24 protein-coding genes are annotated in these 20,384 nt (G+C 61.3%); 8 read left to right on the top strand and 16 right to left on the bottom strand.

The window, feature by feature from the left end; all coding sequences use genetic code 11:
- The first annotated feature begins 30 nt into the window (after positions 1–30).
- Positions 31–1,122: a DUF2332 domain-containing protein gene (locus E0502_RS01075; RefSeq protein ID WP_137676143.1), complete on the top strand. Its 1,092-nt coding sequence runs from the start codon at positions 31–33 to the stop codon at positions 1,120–1,122.
- A 277-nt stretch (positions 1,123–1,399) separates the two neighbouring features.
- Here the strand turns inward: E0502_RS01075 and E0502_RS01070 are convergent, their stop codons facing one another.
- From E0502_RS01070 to E0502_RS01050, 5 genes are read right to left on the bottom strand one after another with little or no spacing between them, the layout of a single operon-like run.
- Positions 1,400–2,296 carry an alpha/beta fold hydrolase gene (locus E0502_RS01070; protein ID WP_137676142.1) on the bottom strand — a complete coding sequence of 299 codons (897 nt, stop codon included), beginning with the start codon at positions 2,294–2,296 and terminating at the stop codon, positions 1,400–1,402.
- Positions 2,297–2,298: 2 nt separating this feature from the next.
- A complete protein-coding gene (locus tag E0502_RS01065) occupies positions 2,299–3,114 on the bottom strand; it encodes an SDR family NAD(P)-dependent oxidoreductase (RefSeq protein WP_137676141.1) in 816 nt (271 codons plus the stop codon).
- Positions 3,115–3,123: 9 nt separating this feature from the next.
- Positions 3,124–4,005, bottom strand: a complete 882-nt coding sequence (locus E0502_RS01060) for a pirin family protein (protein ID WP_137676140.1) — start codon at positions 4,003–4,005, stop codon at positions 3,124–3,126.
- A 45-nt stretch (positions 4,006–4,050) separates the two neighbouring features.
- Positions 4,051–4,890 carry a helix-turn-helix domain-containing protein gene (locus E0502_RS01055; protein WP_137676139.1) on the bottom strand — a complete coding sequence of 280 codons (840 nt, stop codon included), beginning with the start codon at positions 4,888–4,890 and terminating at the stop codon, positions 4,051–4,053.
- 3 nt (positions 4,891–4,893) lie between these two features.
- Positions 4,894–5,163, bottom strand: coding sequence for a BolA family protein (locus E0502_RS01050; RefSeq protein ID WP_137676138.1), 270 nt, complete (start codon positions 5,161–5,163; stop codon positions 4,894–4,896).
- 53 nt (positions 5,164–5,216) lie between these two features.
- On the opposite strand from E0502_RS01050, the gene E0502_RS01045 reads away from it, so the two are divergent.
- Positions 5,217–5,810: a J domain-containing protein gene (locus E0502_RS01045; RefSeq protein ID WP_192895936.1), complete on the top strand. Its 594-nt coding sequence runs from the start codon at positions 5,217–5,219 to the stop codon at positions 5,808–5,810.
- A gap of 354 nt (positions 5,811–6,164) precedes the next feature.
- Here E0502_RS01045 and E0502_RS01035 read toward each other — a convergent pair whose 3' ends face one another.
- Positions 6,165–6,536, bottom strand: a complete 372-nt coding sequence (locus E0502_RS01035) for a DUF1428 domain-containing protein (RefSeq protein WP_137676137.1) — start codon at positions 6,534–6,536, stop codon at positions 6,165–6,167.
- A gap of 51 nt (positions 6,537–6,587) precedes the next feature.
- Positions 6,588–7,433: an oxygenase MpaB family protein gene (locus E0502_RS01030; protein ID WP_137676136.1), complete on the bottom strand. Its 846-nt coding sequence runs from the start codon at positions 7,431–7,433 to the stop codon at positions 6,588–6,590.
- Positions 7,434–7,524: 91 nt separating this feature from the next.
- On the opposite strand from E0502_RS01030, the gene cobS reads away from it, so the two are divergent.
- Both cobS and E0502_RS01020 read left to right on the top strand, forming a co-directional pair.
- Positions 7,525–8,517, top strand: coding sequence for a cobaltochelatase subunit CobS (cobS, locus tag E0502_RS01025; protein ID WP_137676135.1), 993 nt, complete (start codon positions 7,525–7,527; stop codon positions 8,515–8,517).
- Between the two features lie 82 nt (positions 8,518–8,599).
- Positions 8,600–10,762 (top strand): transglycosylase domain-containing protein, encoded by a 2,163-nt coding sequence (locus E0502_RS01020; RefSeq protein ID WP_137676134.1) that lies wholly within the window; start codon positions 8,600–8,602, stop codon positions 10,760–10,762.
- A 9-nt stretch (positions 10,763–10,771) separates the two neighbouring features.
- Here E0502_RS01020 and E0502_RS01015 read toward each other — a convergent pair whose 3' ends face one another.
- A complete protein-coding gene (locus E0502_RS01015) occupies positions 10,772–11,185 on the bottom strand; it encodes a PaaI family thioesterase (protein ID WP_137676133.1) in 414 nt (137 codons plus the stop codon).
- Positions 11,172–11,627 carry a PaaI family thioesterase gene (locus E0502_RS01010; protein ID WP_137676132.1) on the bottom strand — a complete coding sequence of 152 codons (456 nt, stop codon included), beginning with the start codon at positions 11,625–11,627 and terminating at the stop codon, positions 11,172–11,174. Before E0502_RS01010 ends, E0502_RS01015 begins: the two co-directional genes overlap by 14 nt.
- A 124-nt stretch (positions 11,628–11,751) precedes the next feature.
- On the opposite strand from E0502_RS01010, the gene E0502_RS15145 reads away from it, so the two are divergent.
- Genes E0502_RS15145 through E0502_RS01000 form a run of 3 tightly spaced genes read left to right on the top strand, consistent with a single transcriptional unit; the run spans position 11,752 to position 13,766 of the window.
- On the top strand, positions 11,752–11,916 hold the full coding sequence (locus E0502_RS15145) for a hypothetical protein (protein ID WP_192895897.1): 165 nt from the start codon (positions 11,752–11,754) through the stop codon (positions 11,914–11,916).
- Positions 11,917–11,922: 6 nt separating this feature from the next.
- On the top strand, positions 11,923–12,879 hold the full coding sequence (locus tag E0502_RS01005) for a hypothetical protein (protein ID WP_137676131.1): 957 nt from the start codon (positions 11,923–11,925) through the stop codon (positions 12,877–12,879).
- Positions 12,867–13,766 (top strand): transposase, encoded by a 900-nt coding sequence (locus E0502_RS01000; protein WP_192895896.1) that lies wholly within the window; start codon positions 12,867–12,869, stop codon positions 13,764–13,766. The genes E0502_RS01005 and E0502_RS01000 overlap by 13 nt, the downstream gene beginning before the upstream one ends.
- Here E0502_RS01000 and ruvX read toward each other — a convergent pair.
- From ruvX to pyrE, 7 genes are read right to left on the bottom strand one after another with little or no spacing between them, the layout of a single operon-like run.
- Complete coding sequence (ruvX, locus tag E0502_RS00995) at positions 13,763–14,248, bottom strand: Holliday junction resolvase RuvX (RefSeq protein ID WP_137676130.1); 486 nt, start codon at positions 14,246–14,248, stop codon at positions 13,763–13,765. The two genes, E0502_RS01000 and ruvX, sit on opposite strands and share 4 nt — an antisense overlap.
- Positions 14,230–15,366, bottom strand: a complete 1,137-nt coding sequence (locus E0502_RS00990) for a DUF3089 domain-containing protein (protein WP_137676129.1) — start codon at positions 15,364–15,366, stop codon at positions 14,230–14,232. The genes ruvX and E0502_RS00990 overlap by 19 nt, the downstream gene beginning before the upstream one ends.
- A gap of 2 nt (positions 15,367–15,368) precedes the next feature.
- Entirely contained in the window at positions 15,369–16,460 is a 1,092-nt protein-coding gene (locus E0502_RS00985) for an AI-2E family transporter (protein ID WP_137676128.1), read from the bottom strand.
- Positions 16,457–17,368: a signal peptidase I gene (gene lepB / locus E0502_RS00980; RefSeq protein WP_420813464.1), complete on the bottom strand. Its 912-nt coding sequence runs from the start codon at positions 17,366–17,368 to the stop codon at positions 16,457–16,459. The genes E0502_RS00985 and lepB overlap by 4 nt, the downstream gene beginning before the upstream one ends.
- Before the next feature lie 15 nt (positions 17,369–17,383).
- Positions 17,384–17,785 carry a holo-ACP synthase gene (acpS, locus tag E0502_RS00975; RefSeq protein ID WP_137676127.1) on the bottom strand — a complete coding sequence of 134 codons (402 nt, stop codon included), beginning with the start codon at positions 17,783–17,785 and terminating at the stop codon, positions 17,384–17,386.
- Positions 17,786–17,809: 24 nt separating this feature from the next.
- A complete protein-coding gene (locus E0502_RS00970) occupies positions 17,810–18,550 on the bottom strand; it encodes a pyridoxine 5'-phosphate synthase (protein ID WP_137676126.1) in 741 nt (246 codons plus the stop codon).
- Position 18,551: 1 nt separating this feature from the next.
- A complete protein-coding gene (pyrE, locus tag E0502_RS00965; RefSeq protein ID WP_137676125.1) occupies positions 18,552–19,130 on the bottom strand; it encodes an orotate phosphoribosyltransferase in 579 nt (192 codons plus the stop codon).
- A gap of 193 nt (positions 19,131–19,323) precedes the next feature.
- Here pyrE and coxB point away from each other — a divergent pair, with 193 nt between their 5' ends.
- Positions 19,324–20,364, top strand: coding sequence for a cytochrome c oxidase subunit II (coxB, locus tag E0502_RS00960; protein WP_137676124.1), 1,041 nt, complete (start codon positions 19,324–19,326; stop codon positions 20,362–20,364).
- Positions 20,365–20,384: the final 20 nt, after the last annotated feature.

Raw genomic sequence — 20,384 nt, 5'->3', positions numbered from 1 at the left:
GGCAGATAGGCAGAAGGCGGGCAAAGGGCAATGGTGAAGCAAGCGGCAAAGTACGTGGTGGCCGACCCGCAGGCGCGCGGGGCCGAAGCGGTCGCCCGCTCGCTGGAAAACCAGGTCGCCTATTGCCGCGACAACGACGCGCCGATCACCGCTTCGGTCTGTGCTGCGCTGCGCAGCCTGCTTGATAGCGAGCGAGGCGGGGTGGTGATGGAGCGGGTGCGCAAATGGGCCGGGCCGGCTCTGGCCGATGCGCTGCCGCTGCGCGTCGCGGGCGGTCTTCACGCGCTGCACCTTGCCGGCTCCGAGCCGGAGTTGCGCCCGATCTACGAAGGGCTGGAGCCGACCGATGCGCAAGACCGCATTGCGCAGGCACTGGAAACGCATGAGGCGTTCTTGCTGCCATGGCTCGACAGTCCGCCGCAAACCAATGAGGCGGGGCGGTCATGGGCATTTGCCGCTGCCATGCTGTGGCTGGTCGATGAAGGTCTGCCGGAGAAGTTCGAGCTGCTCGAATTGGGCTCGAGCGCGGGGATCAATCTCATGATGCAGCGCTATCGGTTCGATCTGGGCGGGGTGATTGCCGGGCCTGAGCGCGCTTCGATGCAGTTGTCGCCCGAATGGCGCGGCGATCCGCCGCCTCAGGCCAGCTTCGATATCGTCAGCGCGCGGGGTTGTGACGTTGCTCCGGTCGACCTGACCGACCCCGATCAGGCGCTGCGGCTGAAGGCCTATATCTGGCCCGAATTTCATGCACGGTTCGCCCGGATGGACGCCGCCATCGAAGCGGCGCAGACCGTGCCGCCTCAAATCATGCGGAGCGGCGCGGGCGATTTCCTGTCCGACGCGCTGGCCGAACCGCAGGAAGACGGCGTCACTCGCATGGTGATGCATTCGGTCGTGTGGCAATACATCCCCGCGCACGAACGCGACCGGATCACCACGCTGATGGAATCCAGCGGCGCGGCGGCAACCGACGACGCCCCGCTCGCGTGGGTCTCGCTCGAAGCGAACCGCGACACCCATCGCCACGAACTGAGCGTGCGCTACTGGCCCGGCGGCGAGGAATGGGTGAAACTAGGCACCGCGCACCCGCACGGCCAGTGGGTGGAGTGGGAAGGGTGAAGCGACCCCTCACAATCTGAGCCTCGTTCGTGTGGCCGAGTGACTGTGCGCGCGTCAGTCTGCAAGATATTCCGAAACCATTTTCCTACACGCGAGGCGCCCGCTAATCTCCGGCGCGCTATTAAAAAATTGCGGGTCCTTGCAGCGGGTCGGCGAAGCGCGAAATCAAAGTTCCTGCGCGTGGTGTCACCCTGTAGGGAATATGAAAATCACGCAATTTCAGGACTTTGGAAAATCCAACAGGGTGACACGTGTCACCTTATTCCGGCAAATCGGCCTACTCGGTGGCGGTCAGGAAGTCTTCCATTGCAGCGTTGAACGCCTCGGGCGTTTCCCACTGGACGAAGTGGCCGCAATCGGGGACTTTCGCCACCTTCGGGTCCTCGATCACCTCGCCCAGCCGGTCGAGATTGGCAGCGGGCAGCGCTTCGTCCTCCATCGCCCAGATCACCAGCGTCGGGATAGCGAGCTTCGGCAGCGGGTAGGGCGTGTAATCATCCGGTAGCGCGTAAGGCGCATCGACCGGCGGCACGGTTATCGGGCTCGCCCGGTAATAATTGAGCATCCCGAAAGCGGCGTCGGGGTCGGACCAGTCCTGCAGCATGGCGGCTTGCTCCTCTTCCTCCAGTTTCGATGCGACCTTGCCTTCGAAAGCCTTCATCAGCAACGGGGCGAGGCCATGCTGGCGGATCATCGGATCGTTCGCCGGGTCGCGGAACATGCTGAAATACTGGCTCGCCTCGCGCTGCTGGCGGTTGGTGTAGAGCAATTCGGGGAACAGCACCGGATGCGGCGCATTGGCGATGATTGCGCGCGTGACCCGCCCGTTCATCATCCCGGCGTGAGCGACACCCCATGCAATCGCACCGCCCCAATCGTGTCCGACGATGGTGAAGTTTTGAATGCCCAGTGCATCAGCCAGCAGGAAGACATCACCAACGAGTTTGTCCGGCGTATAGGCCTCAACCTCTTGCGGTTTCGAGCTGCCGCGATAGCCGCGCTGGTCGGGCGCTATGCAGCGATAGCGATCGGAGAAGTGCGCGATCTGGTTGCGCCAGGTGCGGTGGCTTTCAGGGAAGCCGTGGAGGAAGATGAGCGCGGGTGCGTCTGCTGGTCCGGCATCGACCACATCAAGTTCGATCCCGTTGGCGAGGGTAACGCGCCGCTGTTCCATGCTCAGCTCTCCGCTTCCATCTTGTCCATATATCCGGCCGCGACCATGGCGGAAACCTGGTCGAACAACTGGTCGGGCGTGCGGCGCAGCTCGCCCATCGCTTCTTCCATCCCGCGCGCGACGATGATCTCGCGCTGGTTGAGAGCGACCGCGTCGATCATGGTCTTCGCCGCTTCATCTGCCGGAATGCCCTCGTCGATCGCCTTGTCGCTTACGCCGCGCTTGCTCCCGTCAGAGGTGAGCGCGTTGCGCGAAACATCGGTCGCCACCGAGCCGGGGTAAATCACGTGCACGCCGACCCCGTCCTGCGACAGCTCGGCACGCAGCGCGTCGGCATAGCCCGCCAGGCCGAATTTGGCGGCACAATAGGCGGTCCGCATCGGCACCCCGACTTTGCCCGCGATCGAGGAAATGAACAGCAAATGCCCGCTGCCGCGCCCGGTCATGTGGCCGATCAGACCCTGAGTGAAAGCGATCTGCGCGGTGAGGTCGATGGCGATGATCTCGCGATAGACCGACATGTCGGTTTTCGCCGCCCGGCTGCGCTGCGAGACGCCCGCATTGGCGATGGCGATATCGACCTGTCCCTTCCAGCCGATCGCCTTGGCGGTTGCGTCCGCCAGCGCCTCGTCGTCGCGCACGTCGAACGGCAATATCAGCGAAGCCGTGCCCAGTTCGGCGGCGACCGCATTCAGCCGATCTTCGTCACGGCCTGAGAGGATGCACTGCACTCCGCGTCCCGCAAGGTCTCGCGCCAGTGCGGCACCAATGCCGGAGCTCGCCCCGGTAATCCACGCAACCTGTCCTTCGAAACTCATGGTATCTCCTTACGGATAGCTGACTGTGTTCGGCTGATCGGGCAGGGGGATGAATTCCTCCTCGTCGCCCGGCACCGTGGGGAAGCGGCCCTGTGTCCAGTCGTCCCGCGCCTGTCTGATACGATCGCGGTCGGAACTGACGAAATTCCACCACACATGGCGCTTGGTCGCGAAGGCTTCGCCGCCGAGCAGCATGACGCGGCCGCCCTTGTCGGACCTGAGCAACATGTTGCGGCCCGGTGAGAGCACTGTCAGTTCGTAAAGGCTGAGCGGCTGGCCGTCGACGCTGGCCTCGCCGCCAACCAGCATCAGCGCCCGTTCGTCGGCGCTGATCTCGATTGGCAGCGCGCCGGCCGGAGCAAGCGTGATCTCGGCGTAGATTGTGTCGGCATGGGTCGTGGTCGCGGCGCGCCTGCCCCACAATTCGCCCATGATGACAACAGCCCTGGCACCTTTGTCTTCAATGACAGGCAGGTCCGATCTGGCCTCGAATGCCGGGTCGATTTCCTCGCGCCCGTCGGGCAGCGCGAGCCAGGTCTGCATGCCGTTTAGCTTCGGTCCCGCATCGCGCTCGTCCTGCGGGCTGCGCTCCGAATGGACGATGCCGCGGCCGGCGGTCATCAGGTTGATGGTTCCGGGACGGATGGTCGAAAAGCTGCCGATGCTGTCGCGGTGTTCGATCGCCCCTTCAAACAGCCATGTGACGGTCGAGAGGTTGATATGCGGGTGCGGGCGAACATCCATTCCGGCCCCGATATCGAGCTGGGCCGGGCCGAATTGATCGACGAAGATGAACGGGCCGACCATTGTGCGCTCGCGGCCCGGAATGGCGCGGCGGACCTGAAACTTGCCAAGGTCGTGGGTGACGGGGGTGATGGTCTGTTCGATCACGCCGGACGTTGTGTCATGGCATGCGCGCGCGGTGCAAGCGGTTTCCTAATCCTCGAACCGGCTTTCCTCGCGCAGCTTGAGACCGGCGGTTTGCAGCGGGGTCATGGCGTTCTCGAACTGGGTCGGGGTCATCCGGGTGAACCGCTTGAACTCGCGCGCGATATGCGACTGGTCGAAATAGCGAAGCGCTGCGAGATCCTGATCGGAAGGGCTTGAAAAACCGCGCATTGCAGTCGCCATATCGAGGAACCGGCTGCGGCGGAGGATCGCCTTCGGGGTCAGCCCGAAAGTGTACTGGCAGCGCCGCTCAAGCTGGCGAACGGAGAGGCCGATCTGGCGCGCAGCGTCGTCGACCTTGATGGAACTGTCGGTGCGGGCGAAGACTTCGAACCGGGCCATCTGCGGGTCGATCGTGTAAGAGCCAACAGCCTCCAGCCGCGCAAGGATCGCCGCCTCCATCGCGGCCAGTTTTCCGGCGTCGTCACTCGCCTGCTCGACACCGTTCTGCATCGCAGTGGCGATGTCGCCCCAAAGCTCCTGAAGCGTAAGCAGTCGATCGGCAAATTCGCGGTGCGAGCCCTCGAACAGGCCCTTCCAGCCGCTCGGCCTGATCGCGAACCCGGCTACGGCAAAGCTGCCTTTCACGCGCACCCGAAACGGCAGCGCGTTGGCGCCGAAGAAAAGCGTCTTTCCCGGTTGGCTCCATTCACCGGGCGCAACCTCGCCTTTCCAGTCTCCCTTGAGCAGGCAGCGAACAAAGGCGGTTTCCGAGAGAAGGAAATCCTCGATCACCATCTCGCCGGGCAATTCCGCTTCGAAGACATAGAAACGCCGCACGTAAGGAGCGAGCGCTTCGGACGGGCGGTAAGTGCGTGAAAGCAGCATGGGTCAGGCGGGTGTCGAGACCTTTATCGCGAGCGCGTGAACCCGTTGCCCGGGGATGTCCCCCAACGCGCGATTGACCATTCGCTGTCGCTCGAGCCGCGAAACCTCTGCAAAGGAAGCGCTTTCGATGACGATGGTAAAGTGCGATTCGCCGCTGCCATCGTCACCCGAATGGCCCGAGTGCTTCGCGCTGTCGTTGATGATCTCCAGCTTGCTCGGCGCGAACGCCTCGCGCAGCAAGGCTTCCATTTCCTGTGCGACCGAATTTGCCATAAACCATACCTTGGGGCTTCACTTCCGGCTTGTCCATGCCCATCCTATGCCGCGTGAAACAATCGCGATTCCACGGACGATACGAAGACGGCAGCCGGTTGTGCGAGAAGCCGGGCTGCCGCGAAGCGGGTGAATTTCGCGCGCCGGGCACGCGCGGACACGGCTTTGACGGACCTGGCGTGTGGCGCTGGATGTGCCTCGAGCATGTGCGCGAATTCAATGCCGGTTACGACTGGTTCGAAGGAATGAGCGCAGAAGAAATCTTTGCCGCACAGTCACCGGCATCGGGTTGGCGGACCGAAAGCCCGAGCTTCCGGCCAACCGGCGGCGTCGACGGAATGCCGCGGTGGGCGGACTTCGAAGATCCGCTCGACGCGATTTCCTCGCGCGCCAACGGGATCAAAAGCAAGGCGCGGCGCGAGGCCGAAATGGCAATGGACGGGCGATTTTCTCGTGAAGAGGCGCAAGCGCTCGAAGTCCTTGGCCTCGGGATTGGTGCCGACCGGGCACGTTTGCGGCGGCGCTATTCGGAACTGGTTCGGCGTTACCATCCGGACCGTAACGGCGGTGATCGAAAGTTCGAGAAGCGCCTGACGAAAGTGGTCGAAGCCTATCAACTGCTACGCAAGAGCCGTGCTTTCGCCTAGCCTGCGATGGCTTCTTCGATCGCTGCGTGGTCGATCTTGACCATCTGCATCATGGCCGAGGCCATCCATTACGATATGGGGCACAACCTGCCAGCGGATTCGGAAACGGTCAGCTAGCAAGATGCACGCCATCGGGCTGCCTTTCATCGCCACGACTGGTCGCTCGAGAAGTGTGAAGTGGACCGTCAGGACATCGTCCTTCTTCCCGCCGGGCCAGTCCGATGGTGCCTCGTTGACTGCGTGAACCGCGTTATCCGGAAACAGTCAGCAATAGAACCGCGCCGCATTTTCTGCGCTTTCGCGAAACCAGAGGCACAGCGCGGATTTCTCCCGGCGATTGGGCTTTCCCATGGCTCAGGCCTCCTGCCAGACGAGTGGTTCGAATGCGCCGAAGATCATGCGTTTACCATCGAAAGGCATGTCGCTTCCATCGGGCGCACCGAAATTCTCTGCCATGCGCGGATCGGTCATCATTTTTTCGTGACCTGCGTCGGCGTCTTCCTTGCTGTCCCAGGTCACCCAGCTGAAAACGATTTTCTCGCCATTCTCCGCGTGGACCGCGCGACGGAAATCGGTGACTTCTCCATCCGGCACATCGGCTTCCCAGCATTCGATCTGGGATCTCGCGCCGCAGTCACGGGCGATCTCCCAAAATTTCTCAGCGACATCGCGATAGGCATCCTTGTTCGCTTCCGGAACGGGGATCACGAAACCCTGCACATACATGGCAATTCTCCTCCCGCGTGCATCGTAGAACGATTTCGCGGCAATTGCATGTCATCGCTGCCTGAATGCCCAGCGAAGCGTGCGCCCCGCAGAACGGGCTGCAATCCGCGCGGGCAGGGCTGAAAGGCCCGGCGCCTCGATGTCGAGCAACGTCCGCGCGTATGGTGGCAGCAGGTCGACCACGGCGGTTCCGAGGGCCGCCTGCACGCCGGGAGGCGCACCCTTAGGCTTCTGGTTCAGTACCAGCTCGGCGATCTCCCTTGCTGCAAGTGAAGTTGCGAGGTCCCCGCGCATCTCTCTCATCAGCTTTTCCGCTTCGTTCTTCGTCTCGGGAACGGGGTCGGCCCCGAGCGCTCGGGCGATCACGGCGAACTGGCGAAAGTATTCGTCCTGCTCAGCGAATGGCATGGTGGGCCGCACATAGCGAAGATAGGCTTCGAGGAAGCTCGTCGCTTCGGCCACATGTACCCAGGCGAGCGTCCGCGCATTAGTTGCCGAATAGGCCGAACCGTCCGGCAGAGTTCCCGAAACCTGCGAGTGAATGGAATTGACCCGTTCGATCACTCTGGCGGCTTCATCGCGATGGCCGAAGGTCGTCACCGCGATGAAGCGCGCAGTCCGTCTCAGCCGGCCATGCATGTCGGCGCGGAAATTGGAATGATCGAGAACGCCCTGCAACGCGTGAGGATGAAGCATCTGCAGCAGGAGACTGCGCACCCCACCAATCATCATCGATACGACATCGGCATGCACCAGCCGGATCGGCGTATCTTTGGCAAACAGCGCATCGTCGGATACGGGAACCGGCTGTTCGCCGCCTTCAACATCGTTGAACACCGCGCGAACACGTTCGACGAGCCGTTGGCGAATATGTTCGGATGGGCGGAGCGACTCCATAAAGCGCAATATAGGATTGCGGGCCGTGAATGGAATGTTGCGCTTCATTCGCTTGCAGCCGCAAGCGCGCGCGTCTAGGTCCGCCCGCGAGATGAACGACATGACCGAAAAAACCTTCGAAGCCGCCGACAAGACCGTCCTCGCCGCACCCGACATGGAAGTCGACGTGCGTGAGACTTTCGGCATCGATATCGACTGGAAAGTCCCTGCCTTTTCCAAGGCTGATGAGCGGGTACCCGATCTGGACGAAAGCTACGTCTTCGATCCTGACACCACGCTCGCGATCCTGGCTGGCTTTGCGCATGACCGGCGGGTGATGATCCAGGGTTATCACGGCACCGGCAAATCGACTCATATCGAGCAGGTTGCCGCGCGCCTCAACTGGCCCTGCATCCGGATCAATCTGGATGCGCATATCAGCCGGATCGATCTTGTCGGCCGCGATGCGATCGTCTTGCGAGACGGATTGCAGGTGACGGAATTCCGCGAAGGTCTGTTGCCGTGGGCGCTTCAGCACCCTGTTGCTCTGGTGTTCGACGAATATGACGCCGGGCGCCCGGACGTGATGTTTGTCATCCAGCGCGTGCTTGAACAGCAAGGCAAGCTGACCTTGCTCGATCAGAACCGCGTGATTCGGCCCGACCCCAATTTCCGGCTGTTCGCGACCGCCAACACCGTTGGCCTTGGCGACACAAGCGGGCTTTATCACGGCACGCAGGCGATCAACCAGGGACAAATGGACCGCTGGAACATCGTCGTCGGCCTGAACTATCTGCCTCAGGAAACAGAGCGGAAAATCGTCAAGTCGAAGAATCCCGAGACAGACGAAAAGGTCATCGCCGATATGATCAAGGTGGCCGATCTGACGCGTCAGGGCTTCATGAACGGTGATATCTCGACGGTCATGAGCCCGCGCACCGTGATCACCTGGGCGCAGAATGCGGCCATCTTCAAGGATGTCGGCTTCGCCTTCCGCCTCAGCTTCCTCAACAAATGCGACGAGGCCGAACGGATGCTGGTGGCTGAATATTACCAGCGCGTATTCGGTGAGGATTTGCCGGAGAGCGTGGTCAAACAAGGCTGAACTGGCGCTCAGGCCCGGTTCACTGCGCGGACCGCAAAGATTGCACTCGCAATTAGTGTATTGTCCGGGTAATACAGCCTGAATGGCATCGATTTTCCAGTTCTTCCGCGGGACTAAAGGCCGCGACCGTGCGGCGGAAAGCCATCGCGGTTACTATTCGTTGTACGAATCAAGTCAGCCCGATTGGGAAGGCGAAGAAGACGAGCCGGTCTATCGTTCCGGCACGCGCAGCCCCGATTACAAAAAATGGGATGCCCGGCTCGAGGCGCTCGACAGTGAAATTGCGGCTGCGCGCCCAAAGCAGAGTTTCTGGCGGCCTTCCTATTGGAAGGGACGACGCAAGCGGTGGTGGGCAGTGCGCATTGCCGCAGGGTTCTTCGCGCTGTTTATCCTGCTTGTCGCATGGTTGGCGATCACCGCGCCGCTATCCAAATCGCTCGAGCCGATCGCAGCGCCGCAGATTACGCTCTTGGCTGCCGATGGCACGCCGATTGCACGCAACGGCGCGATCGTGGCGGAACCGGTCGAAATAGCCGAATTGCCGCCACATGTGGTCGACGCGTTTCTGTCGGTCGAGGATCGCCGATTCTACGATCACTGGGGTGTCGATCCGCGCGGCATCGCGCGCGCGGCATGGACGGGGTACGGCGGCGGCAGCACCATTACCCAGCAGCTTGCAAAGTTCACTTTCCTGACACCGGAGCGGAGCCTTGGCCGCAAGGGCCGCGAAATGCTGATCGCGCTGTGGCTCGAGACATGGCTGACCAAGGACGAAATTCTCGAGCGCTACCTCTCCAACGCCTATTTCGGCGACAACGTCTATGGTCTGCGCGCTGCGTCGCTGCACTTTTTCTATCGCAAGCCGGAGAACCTGAAGCCTGAACAGGCCGCGATGCTTGCGGGTCTCGTTCAGGCACCGTCACGCTACAACCCTGTCCAGCACTATGGCCGTGCGGAAAAGCGCATGCGTGTGGTCATTTCGACCATGGTTGCGAATGGGAAGCTGACGCAAGCGCAAGCTGCTGCGATGCCGTCACCCAGAATCGACAAGCGCGCGAAAAACGACCTGCCGACCGGGACTTATTTTGCCGATTGGGCTCTGCCACAGGCCCGCGAAATGGTTGAGAGCGGCTATTCGAGCCAGACGCTCACCACAACGCTCGATTCGCGCTTGCAAGACTTTGCCCGCCGCGCCGTCGCTCGCGCCCCGCTGGGTGATGCGCAGGTAGCGCTTGTCGCTATGCGGCCCAACGGTGAAGTCGTCGCGATGATCGGCGGCAAGGACTATGGCCAGTCATCCTTCAACCGGGTGACGCAGGCGCAGCGCCAGCCGGGCTCGACCTTCAAACTGTTCGTCTATCTTGCAGCGTTGGAAGCCGGTCTCAAGCCGGACGATTTGATCGACAACACTGCGATCGAGCGGGGAAGTTATCGCCCCAGAAACTCAGGCGAGAATTACTCGGAAAGCCTGACGCTCGAACAGGCATTCGCGCGGTCCAGCAATGTCGCCGCTGTCCGTCTGTTCGAACGTGTCGGTGATGACGCAATAATCCGCACAGCGCGGGATTTCGGCATCCGCTCGCCACTCGCCAAAGGTGATCCCAGCCTTGCGCTGGGAACCTCGACAACGAATTTGCTGGAGATGACCGCTGCCTATGCCGGTGTTGCTGGCAACAGTTATCCGGTCGTGCCGCGCGCTGTCCCGGCAGAAGAGGAAGGCTGGTTCGACTGGTTGTGGGGCGGCACCGACGATCTCTCGTCATCGACTCATGAGGGAATCGAGCAGTTGCTGCGCGCTGCGATCAACAGCGGTACCGGACGAGCCGCAATGCTGCGCAGTCCCAACTTCGGCAAGACCGGAACGAGCCAGCAGAACCGCGATGCATTGTTCATCGGCTATGCTGGCGATCTGGTCGTAGGGGTGTGGATCGGCAATGACGACAACACTCCGCTAGACGGGATTTCCGGCGGCGGACTGCCAGCGCGTATCTGGCGTGATTTCATGAAGCAGGCCTTGGGCGAAGTGGAGGCACCGCGCCGCCAGCGCCAGGCGCCTGCACCCGACCCGAGCGGCCCGGTCCAGCCGATGGACGATATCCCGCTCGGCGAGAATGGATCGCGCATGCGTGTGCGTGAAGGAGAAGTGACGGTGTCGACGCAGGTCGAAGGCGTGCCGATTGATATCCGGCTCGACGAAAACGGCTTGCGGCTTGAACCTGGCGAGCGCGAACCAGCTGGCAATTAGGCTGTACGCCTAATCTTCGGAGCCGGACATCAGTATGTTCATCACCGCCGATGCGACAGGGCGATCGCGGTCGCTCTGCCATGCTTCGACCGAGAGGTTCGCATTGCGCCGCCCGAGTTTGGTAATGCGCGCCTTGGCGAAGGTTGGCTGGCTTTTCGCCGCTGACAGGAATTGCACGGTGATGTTGACCGGCTTGAGTTGCGGCTGGGTTTCCCGGCCGGCCAGCGCACAGCGCAGGGCGGAATAGCCAGCCGTTTCCAGCAGGCCGCTGGTTGCTCCGCCATGGAACACGCCGGGGCGCCCCTCCACGTTGGAGGCAAACGGCAGCGTCAGCACCGGCACGCCGTCCTCGTAACCATCGACCGTAATTCCGAGCGATTGGGCATAGGGCGTCAGCGATATGGCAGGCTTATTGCGGGACACGGCGCGTATCCCCCATGATCCACATGAAAATGCCTGCAATATTGGCTACCGGATCATCCGGATCGCCATCATGGGCGATGCCGCGCACAAAGGCCGCCGACTTGGTTATCTTGTAGCATTCGGCGCGGCCGATAACCGCCGCCCGTTCGCGGGCGGGGCGCTGGTAATCAACCCGCAAATCCAGCGTTGCGATCGCTTCGAATTTTTTCATCTTCGTCCACACGCACAGGCCCGAAGCCATATCCATCAGACTGATTATCGGACCGGAGGCGAGCACGTGCCGGTCGGGCTCGCCCAGCAGGTCCTTTCGCCATGGAAGCTCCAGCTCGATCCAGTTGTCGCCAGAGCCGCGAAACTTCAGGCCGAGCCACCCCGCATGGCCGTGGCCGAGCAGAAACTGCGCCGCTTTCGCCGGTTCGAATTTTGCTTCTGTCTGGGCCACTCGAATGCTTTGGAGAGGCCCGCATTCCCTTGCAATCTTTTAATTTCCTCCCCGGACTTGCGGCCCCCATCCAAGTGCCTGGGCGGGGCAATATCGCGGTCGCCCGCATTCAGGAGGGACGCAGATGAAACTGCCTAAAATCGACCTTGCAAGTTTGCCCGATCTACCCGGCGCAAGCGGCATGTTCGGCACATTGTCGGACTTGGCCACGGCCGGTACCGACGACCGTGTCGTGGTAATAATGGTGTTCGTCTACGAGACGGTGCCGCCAGAGAGTCTGGTCTTTTGACGCGCCATGCTGGTTCGTGAACAAATAAGCTTTCTGCGGGGCAATCCAGCCCCGCAGCATCGCGCGCAGCAGGCACTCGAACGTGCCAGGGACGGATGGCTCTCAGGGCCCGGATCGGCCATCGCGAGCAATCTGGCGGACTATGACCAGGGCGTTCCGGTTGAGGATTGTGCGGCATTGTCCGGCGTGCTTGCCGGCTGCGACCGGCGCGCGCTCGAAGGTCTGGTGAGCGAGTATATCGATATTCTGCGTATGTATCCGCTTGGCCATATCCCCATGCGGCATCATCTTTCGCACGGTGTCGGGCTGTTGCAATTGGTCGAGCGAGGGCGCGCGTCGCTCGCAATAGTTATGGATGAACCCCATGAAGAACGGCCAGCCCCTCAATCGGTGAGCTTCTCCGATGCGGAGCGGCATGAAGTTGTCCTCGCGGGCAGGGGAACTGCCAGAGTTCTCAGCTGGTCGGGCGTCGATGGCGAAATTCCGGCGTCCCGCAATTCAGTGCTCGAACCGGGCAGTCGCACATCGCTGTTTGGCATGGCGCAGGCCAAAGTGACGGAAACCGTCGGGCAAACTCTGGTCACGCTCCGGATCAGCCGCACAGCTGCAAAGCCGCGACCTGGTGCCGAAGTTAGTCTCGCAGACGGGCAGGTAATCCACCGCTCGGTTGGAGACCGTGACGAGAGCCGGCGCGAAATTGCCATGGCGTTGCTCTGCGCCATGGGGCGCATGGATGCGGTGCCGCACTGTACGGTTCTCGCTTCGCAGGGCACCGCCGAAGAACGCTGGCAAGCCGTGCGCCACTGTCTGGCGCTGGACACGGGTCAGGGACTCGCGGTGCTCGACGTGATCGCGCAGGATCATGACGACTTGCTTTGCGCGCCCGCGAATGCACTGCGTGAGCAATTGTTCGCCGCGCATCCCGAACTCGCTGACCAGGAGGGTGAATTATGCCTCGGATAATCGAGCTCGGGCAGCGCAGTGACGCAATGACGGTCGACGAATGCGCTGCGGCGATTGCGTCCAGCGGGTTCGATGCACGATGCGAAGCCAGCGTCCTCGCTGTTGCAGGATATCTCAAGGCATTGGGTGAAAACCGGACCTTTCTTGGCGACTGGATGATCGGTTTGCTGGCCGGCACAGGCAAGCGGGACGGTCCGGACAGTTCCTACAGTGCGCAATCGATCATGCTGACCGCCCCGCGCGACGGGTTTTTCCTGCGGGCGAACATCTGGCCAAGTGAACGGGACAGTTGTTTCCGCCGGAGCGGTGCCCATAGCTTCGCCTACGGAGCCGCGCATGATCACAACTTCGATTTCCTGACTTACGGCTATTTGGGGCCCGGCTATCGCAGCGACTATTTCGAATATGACCATCACGCAGTTGCCGGATACCGGGGCGAGCCAGCAGGATTGCGCTTCATCGAACGCAGTGCTCTGCATGAGGGCAAGCTGATGCACTACCGCGCACATCGCGATGTGCATTCGCAATTGCCGCCTGATAGCCTCTCCGTCTCGCTCAATGTAATGGCGTGTGATCCGTCGCAAGGATGGTACGACCAATACGGCTTCGACTTGGCGCAAGGGACGGTCAGCGATGTGTTAAGCACAGGCTCGACCGAGACTTTCCTGAGAGCAGCGGTCGCGATGGGCGGGGACAATGCAATCGGGCTGGCTCAGGATTGGGGCCGCTCCCATCCGAGCGACAGGATTCGTTTGGCAGGGTTCGAAGCCCGGGCCCATGCCGCCGCAAATGTCGCGGAGCGGGACGAGATCTGGCGCGATGCCGAACAATCGGGCAGCGTGCTGGTCGCAAAGGAAGCCGCACGCAAACGGCGGCTGATCGCCTAGAATGCGCTTCCGGAGAGCGCGTCGATCGCGGCCTGGAGGATGATCGCTGCGGCGTGACTGTCAATCCGCTCGGCCCGTTTGCGGCGGCTGAAGTCCTGCCCGATCATGTCACGCTCGGCACTGCTGGTTGACCAACGTTCGTCCCACAGCAGCACGGGCAGGTCCAGCGCCTGCGCCAGATTGCGCGCATAAGCGCGGCTTGATTGCGCGCGCGGCCCTTCGCTGCCGTCCATGTTGCGGGGCAGGCCGAGCACGATGCCTCTGATCGCGCGATCCTGCACGACTGCAGCGAGTGCGGCCGCATCTTTGGAGAATTTGCCTTTCGACAGTGTCTTGCCAGCGGTGGCGAAATTCCACGCCGCATCGCAGGTCGCGATGCCGATGGTCTTGGTTCCGAGGTCGAGCCCGAGCAGCCCGCCGCCGTCGCTCAGCGCGTCGCGAAACTCGCCGGCATTTTCCGTAATCAGGACTGTTTGCCCCATGCCTCAACTCGCGAAATCACGTCAGCCTGTACGTTCTTCCAGAACAGCGGAATATCGTAGACGTGGTAATTGTTGCCCGGAAGCACTGCATTGCCGACTTCTGGCGGGTCACCGATCAGCAGCAGTCCGCGCGCATCGCAGCGGGCCGGGACCGATTGCGGTACAAGCTCGCCGGTGGAATAATCCGCTTCCGGTATGAGCGTGCCCAGGTTGCGCTCTGCACCGGCTTGCCCGTTCACTGTGCCTGTCAGCGGGTTGGTGCACAGGATCTTGCTATCGCCGCGCGGCTTGCCGTCGAACCCGGTCGAATTGCTGTATGTTTCCATCACCGCGCTCGGGTCTGCCGGTTCGGCAAAGGTCGACCAGCTCATGATGCAGGCAGACTGGTTCGGCGCGGCGCAAGCGGGGAAACCAAGCGCGGGCAGATCGTGCTCGACAGAAATCGGCCAGCCCACCGCATAAACGGCTGCAACCCGCGGCGCCGCCGCGCTTCCCGACACTTCCTCGCGCAACAAGCGCAGCAGATGCAAAGAGCCTTGGCTGTGCCCGACAAGGACGATCGGGGTGTCCTGATCAACCGTCGCGATGAAAAACTCATAGGCCTGTTTCACGTCGGCATAAGCCGCGCCGATTGCCTTGTCGGCTTCTTCGCCAGTGGTGAGGAAACTGCCGATTGTCGCCTGGCGATATTTCGGAGCCCATATTTCGCTGGCCGCATTAAACGGGCTCGCCATGCCGCGGACATAAAGCCGGGCAACATTCTGCGAGTCCTCGTCGTCAAGCGGAGCATTCCAGCTGGAGCGATTCAAATAGCTGGTTGGATGGACGAAAAAGACCGCAAAATCCGCTGAATCGGCGACCGGGTCCGGCTTTGCGACATCATTTTCGAGCAATGCGGGTTGCCAGCGCGCGGGATCATCGACGCCGATGCCGGGGCGAGACAGCCACATTTTCGGGTCCTGATAGGCATTGCTGTCTAGCGGCTGCTGGTCGACATAATCTGTCGATGGCACAAACGCGATCGCGGTCAGCTCTTTCGACCAGATCGTCAGGGCAATCAGTCCGAGTATCACCACCATGATGATCCCGGCGACAAGATAGAGGAATTTCCGCGCCATCGTTATTCGGCCTTTTCCAGCAGGGCTTTGTCCACTGCATCATTGTGTTCCGCGCGGCGTTCCAGTGCGACTTTCAGCATGGCGAGCAGCGGGTCGGCCAGAAACAGCCCCAGAATGCCGAACAATATGCCCATGATGAGCTGTGCTGCAAGCACCAGCGCCGGGGCCAGGTCCACCGTCTTTTTTGCGATCATCGGGATGACCACATAGCCGTCGAATGTCTGGACAAGCAGATAGACGATGATCGTGTAAATGCCCATGTCGGTCCCGCCCGAGAACCCGACCAGGACCATCAGGCCCCCGGCAATCAGCGCGCCAAGGTTGGGTATGAAGGCGAGCAAGCCGGTGAGTATCGCGAGAAGCGCAGCCATCGGGACACCGTAGAGCGCAAGCATGATCCAGGTAAACAAACCTTCGAACACCATCCCGACCAGTCGCCCGGCCATCAAGCGCCGCATGGTGTAGCCCATCTTCGATGCCGTCTCGAAGAATTCAGCGCGGCGCTGGCGCGGCAGCATCCAGGCGACACCGCGTTCATAAAGCTGCGGCTCCAGCGCGACGTAGACCCCGATTATGGTGATCAGCAGGAATGTCGTCAGCCCACCGAGCAGGCCGCCAATTGCGCGCGTCACGGTCCCGACGCCGCTGATCAGATTGCTTGCAAGGCTCTGAATGTCGGCCTGGCGAATCTCGAAGCCCTGTGCCTGCATCCATCCGATCGCGACGTTCAATTGTTCCTGCAGAATACCGGGAAGAGACGCTGCTTCCCGGGAGATCTGCGATCCGGCATAAACAGCCAGCCAGTAGAGAAACGCCGACGCAGCCAGCAGCACGATGATGACCAGCCATGTCCGCGAAAAAGGAAGTACGCGGGCAAGCAAGCGAGCGCCGCCATCGACCATGGAGGCGAAAACCATCGCGCCGAAGATCACGAGCAAGGACTGTGATATGTAGATCGCCAGGATTATTCCGCCGATCACCAGTGTCCAGACAAACGCACGCTGTGCTTCGAACCGCAGTTCCGGGCTGGCGATGCGTGACGGGCTCGTGCCGAGGTCGTCGTCTTCGATGTTCTGGCCAGTCTCCTCGGTCATTCGCTGTCTGCTTGTTGCTTGATCGATGGACGCAGTGTTGTCCAAGCGCGGTCGCCGCGCAAGGCTCCGACCCAGCTCAAAGGGTTCCAGCTTGCCGTCCCATCGAGCGAGAATGTGATAAACTCTGCGCGGCCACCGACATTCTCGAGCGGTACGGGGCCGCCAAGACCTTGATTGAAATCCTCTTCGCGGCTGTCGGCAGAATGGTCACGATTGTCCCCCATCATGAACACATGGCCGGCAGGAATTTGCGTTGCAGGATAATTGTCGAGCCGTTGCTGTCGGTGGTCGATCACGAGATAACTCGCGCCATTGGGCAAGGTTTCGCGCAGCACAGGAAGTTCATAGACCTCCCGACCGTCGTCGAGGTTCTTGCGGTACATGTCGAAATAACCGAGGCAGGTCACTTGATCGCAGAGCTGCTCGTCATCGACTTCGATACGGATGGCGGGCTCGACTTCCTGCCGGACCGGCTGGCCATTGAGAATGATCTGGCCGTTGCGCACTTCGATCGTATCGCCCGGCAAACCAACAACCCGCTTGATATAATCCTCGTCGCGGCCGGGCGGCACGGCAATCACCACATCGCCATATTCCGGAGTGTCGGGCCAGATTCGCGTAGTGCCTCGTGGCAGCACGTGGAAGGATGCCGATACCCAAGACCAGCCATAGGGATATTTGCTCACGATCAGCCGGTCGCCGACGAGCAGATTGGGGACCATTGAGGTCGACGGAATATAGAATGGCTTGGCAATGAAGCTGTGAAAGCCGAGTACCGCGAGCAGCATCAGGGCCAGCCCGCGAATTTCCGCGAACCAGTTGATCGGTTCTTTTTCGTCAGCGCCGTCTTCGGTGGGATCGGTTTCAGGCGCTTCGAGGGGTTCGATTTCAGTGATGAGTTCAGTCACTTGCAGGGAGCCGGATTAGAGTGGGCGGGCCTCGATGATCACGTAAGCCTGCGCCCATGGATGGTCGTCGGTGAGGGTGAGATGAATAAGTGCCTCATGGCCATGCGGCACCATTTCAGCAAGCCGAATTGCCGCCCCGCCTTCGAGTTTCAGCGTCGGAGCACCCGAAGGCGCATTCACAACGCCAATGTCCTTCATGAAAACGCCGCGCCGAAAACCTGTCCCGACGGCTTTTGAGAATGCTTCCTTGGCGGCAAAACGCTTTGCGTAGGTCCCGGCGATGGTGAAAGGCCGTCTCTGTGCCTTGGCCCGCTCGATTTCGGTGAAGACACGGTTTTCGAACCGCTCGCCGAACCGGTCGAGCGAGTTCTGGATGCGCTCGATATTGCACAGGTCGGATCCAACGCCGATGATCATTGGACCGTCCTCATCGCGCCCAACTCATCGCGCGTCATCCATGAGTTCGCGCATGTTGCGCACAGCCTGTTCCAGCCCGACGAACACCGCTTCACCGACAAGATAATGACCTATGTTCAATTCGGCCAGCTGCGGGATGGCGGCAATCGGCTGAACGTTTTCATAGGTCAGGCCGTGCCCGGCATGCGGTTCGATGCCGTTCTTGGCGGCAAGGGCCGACATGTCGGCAATGCGCTTGAGCTCGGAGGCGATGCGGTCGCGGTCGCCATCGGCAAATGCATGGGCATATTCGCCGGTATGGAATTCCACCACCGGTGCGCCGAGCCGCAGCGCTGCGTCGAGCTGGCGCTCGTTAGCTTCGATAAACAGGCTGACCCGTATCCCTTCGTCGGCGAGCTGGGTGACGATCGGCGCGAGCTGGTTGTGCAGGCCGGCTGCATCGAGACCACCTTCAGTCGTCCGCTCCTCGCGCTTTTCCGGCACGATGCAGGCGGCGTGCGGTTTGTGACGCAGCGCGATAGCCAGCATTTCCTCGGTTGCGGCCATTTCCAGATTTAGCGGCAAATCGGTGGCTGACTGGATGCGTGCCAGATCCTCGTCCCGGATATGGCGCCTGTCTTCACGCAAATGCGCGGTTATCCCGTCACCGCCGACCGACGCGACAATTTCTGCCGCGCGAACGGGATCGGGATGGTCGCCACCCCGGGCGTTGCGGATGGTCGCAACGTGATCGATGTTGACGCCAAGACGGAGGCGGTTGGTCATGTTATTTCCGGCTCCCAGGCTTGGTCACTGGCACCGCGGCGAGATCGTCCGGTACTTCGTCTGCGGCGTAGGTCGGGAAATTGATCTGGACCAGCGGGAAGAACGGAATGCCCAGTTCGGCCTTGCCGCCCGATCGATCGATCAGCGCGACTTCCGCCAGCACCTCGCCGCCTTCGCGGCCGACCGCTGCGATCGCTTCACGGCTGGACAAGCCGGTCGTGACCACATCTTCGACCATCAGCACTTTTGCTCCGGGTTCAAGAGCGAAGCCGCGCCGCAAGTGAAACTCGCCGTCAGGCCGTTCGAGAAACAGGGCGTCCTTGCCCAGTGCGCGTCCCATCTCGTGCCCGATGATGACCCCGCCCATCGCCGGCGAAACGACAGTATCGATCTGGCTCCTTATCTCGCGCGGGATGCGTGCGGCCAGCGCTGCTGCGAGGCGGTTGGCGCGTTCCGGGTTCATCAGCACACGAGCGCTTTGCAGGTAAAAGCCGCTGTGACGCCCGGAGGACAGTTGGAAATGCCCTTCCAGCAAAGCGCCCGAGGCACGGTATTCGGCAAGAACTTCATCTTCTGTCATAGTGGTCTGTCTTGGCTTCATGCTGGATTGGAAAGCATCGTTGCCGCGCAGGCAATGATGGTTGCGGATTTTTCTCCTAGAAGTGCTTGAGACAGGGGGCAAGCATGCGTATACGCGCCGCAGAATTGCCCCTTGCCGGGGGCGTGCAGCTGCATCCAGCTGTTTCGGTGACTGACAGAGAGCATTGAAAACAATGATTTTCAGCAATTCGCCCAAGCGGGCTCCGCGACTGGCAACAACGCTTTGGGCAGCATTTCTGCTCGCTTTCGCGCCGCAGGCGGCATTCGCGCAAGACGCGGCTGAGGCACCGGTGGCAGAAGTTTCCGCTACGGAAACGACGGTCGCTGCGACGGATGCGGCAAGCACAGAGGTTGCGGCCGAATCGGGCTACACGCCGCTCGGTCCAGAACACATCAAAGGCGCTCCGACCGACAAGGGCTGGAATGTCCAGGATCAGTATTCGCCGATCGGTCATCAGGCGAACAAGCTGCACTGGGGCCTGATCTGGTTCATGGCGATCATTTCGGCTTTCGTTCTCGGCCTGCTCCTGTGGGTCATCATCCGCTACAACAAGCGCGCCAATCCGACGCCTTCGAAAACGACGCACAACACGTTGATCGAAGTTATCTGGACAGTGGTGCCGGTGCTGATTCTCGTCGGTATTGCGATCCCGTCGATTGGACTGCTGGCAAAGCAGTACGAAACACCACCGGAAGACGCGGTGACCGTGAAGGCGATCGGTTATCAGTGGTACTGGGGCTATGAATACCCGGACAATGGCGGTTTCGAAGTCGTTTCGAACATGCTCGACGAACAAGCTGCTGCCGCAGCAGGTGAGCCGCACCAGCTCGCTGTCGACAAGCGCATGGTCGTGCCGGTGAACACGCCGATCCGCTTGCAGACGACTGCGGCCGACGTGATTCACTCGTTTGCAGTGCCGTCGCTGTGGTTCAAGCTGGACGCCGTCCCGGGCCGGATCAACGAGAAGCTGCTCTACATTGAAGAGCCTGGCATTTATTACGGTCAGTGTTCCGAACTGTGCGGGATCAAGCATGGCTACATGCCGATCGCAGTCGAGGCCTTGCCCCGCGACCAATGGGAAGCCTGGGTCCGCACACAGCCAGGCGGCACCGTTGAAGGTGACGCTACAGCGGACGCATCAGAAGGCGAGGCCGATGGCGCTGCGCCTGCAGAGACCGAAGCCGACACTGCTGCACCCGCAGCCGCCGAATAAGTTACGATTTCAGATAGAGC

Origin of the sequence: Parerythrobacter lutipelagi (assembly GCF_005434975.1) — a bacterium.
Taxonomy (GTDB): domain Bacteria; phylum Pseudomonadota; class Alphaproteobacteria; order Sphingomonadales; family Sphingomonadaceae; genus Parerythrobacter_A; species Parerythrobacter_A lutipelagi.
The sequence above is the reverse complement of the archived record's forward strand: the minus strand, read 5'-3'. Positions and strand labels throughout refer to the sequence as shown.

Bases quoted from the DNA above. Each gene is read 5' to 3' on its own strand.
- E0502_RS01000 (WP_192895896.1), top strand. From the start codon at position 12,867: ATGCCTCGGATAATCGAGCTCGGGCAGCGCAGTGACGCAATGACGGTC.
- E0502_RS01050 (WP_137676138.1), bottom strand. From the start codon at position 5,163: ATGGCAAATTCGGTCGCACAGGAAATGGAAGCCTTGCTGCGCGAGGCG.
- E0502_RS01030 (WP_137676136.1), bottom strand. From the start codon at position 7,433: ATGGAGTCGCTCCGCCCATCCGAACATATTCGCCAACGGCTCGTCGAA.
- E0502_RS00970 (WP_137676126.1), bottom strand. From the start codon at position 18,550: ATGACCAACCGCCTCCGTCTTGGCGTCAACATCGATCACGTTGCGACC.
- E0502_RS00985 (WP_137676128.1), bottom strand. From the start codon at position 16,460: ATGACCGAGGAGACTGGCCAGAACATCGAAGACGACGACCTCGGCACG.
- ruvX (WP_137676130.1), bottom strand. From the start codon at position 14,248: ATGGGGCAAACAGTCCTGATTACGGAAAATGCCGGCGAGTTTCGCGAC.
- E0502_RS01005 (WP_137676131.1), top strand. From the start codon at position 11,923: ATGCTGGTTCGTGAACAAATAAGCTTTCTGCGGGGCAATCCAGCCCCG.
- pyrE (WP_137676125.1), bottom strand. From the start codon at position 19,130: ATGACAGAAGATGAAGTTCTTGCCGAATACCGTGCCTCGGGCGCTTTG.
- E0502_RS01070 (WP_137676142.1), bottom strand. From the start codon at position 2,296: ATGGAACAGCGGCGCGTTACCCTCGCCAACGGGATCGAACTTGATGTG.
- E0502_RS01020 (WP_137676134.1), top strand. From the start codon at position 8,600: ATGGCATCGATTTTCCAGTTCTTCCGCGGGACTAAAGGCCGCGACCGT.
- E0502_RS15145 (WP_192895897.1), top strand. From the start codon at position 11,752: ATGAAACTGCCTAAAATCGACCTTGCAAGTTTGCCCGATCTACCCGGC.
- acpS (WP_137676127.1), bottom strand. From the start codon at position 17,785: ATGATCATCGGCGTTGGATCCGACCTGTGCAATATCGAGCGCATCCAG.
- E0502_RS00990 (WP_137676129.1), bottom strand. From the start codon at position 15,366: ATGGCGCGGAAATTCCTCTATCTTGTCGCCGGGATCATCATGGTGGTG.
- cobS (WP_137676135.1), top strand. From the start codon at position 7,525: ATGAACGACATGACCGAAAAAACCTTCGAAGCCGCCGACAAGACCGTC.
- E0502_RS01065 (WP_137676141.1), bottom strand. From the start codon at position 3,114: ATGAGTTTCGAAGGACAGGTTGCGTGGATTACCGGGGCGAGCTCCGGC.
- E0502_RS01055 (WP_137676139.1), bottom strand. From the start codon at position 4,890: ATGCTGCTTTCACGCACTTACCGCCCGTCCGAAGCGCTCGCTCCTTAC.
- E0502_RS01035 (WP_137676137.1), bottom strand. From the start codon at position 6,536: ATGTATGTGCAGGGTTTCGTGATCCCCGTTCCGGAAGCGAACAAGGAT.
- E0502_RS01075 (WP_137676143.1), top strand. From the start codon at position 31: ATGGTGAAGCAAGCGGCAAAGTACGTGGTGGCCGACCCGCAGGCGCGC.
- coxB (WP_137676124.1), top strand. From the start codon at position 19,324: ATGATTTTCAGCAATTCGCCCAAGCGGGCTCCGCGACTGGCAACAACG.